Raw genomic sequence first — 386 nt, forward strand, 5'->3', positions numbered from 1 at the left:
TGGCGCGACCTGACCGATTCGGTCAACTTCATGGCGGGCAACCTCACTTCCCAGGTCCGCAACATCGCCCAGGTGACCACGGCGGTGGCCGAGGGCGATCTGTCGCAGAAGATCACGGTCGACGCCCGTGGCGAGATCCTGGAGTTGAAGAACACCATCAACACGATGGTGGATCAGCTCTCCGCGTTCGCCGACGAGGTCACCCGCGTCGCCCGCGAGGTCGGCACCGAGGGACGCCTCGGCGGCCAGGCGGACGTCAAGGGCGTGAAGGGCACCTGGCGGGACCTCACGGACTCCGTGAACTTCATGGGGGCCAACCTCACCTCCCAGGTCCGCAACATCGCCCAGGTGGCCACGGCGGTGGCCCAGGGCGACCTTTCCCAGAA

At 66.8% G+C, this 386-nt stretch carries 1 protein-coding gene; it reads left to right on the forward strand.

Features of this window, described 5'->3' with window-relative positions; translation table 11 throughout:
- The coding region (locus PUR53_RS00530; RefSeq protein WP_329906998.1) for a HAMP domain-containing protein at nucleotides 1-386 on the forward strand (386 nt) is incomplete at both ends.

The sequence above is a fragment of the Streptomyces sp. SP18BB07 genome (genome assembly GCF_036322545.1).
Classification (GTDB): Bacteria; Actinomycetota; Actinomycetes; order Streptomycetales; family Streptomycetaceae; genus Streptomyces; species Streptomyces deccanensis.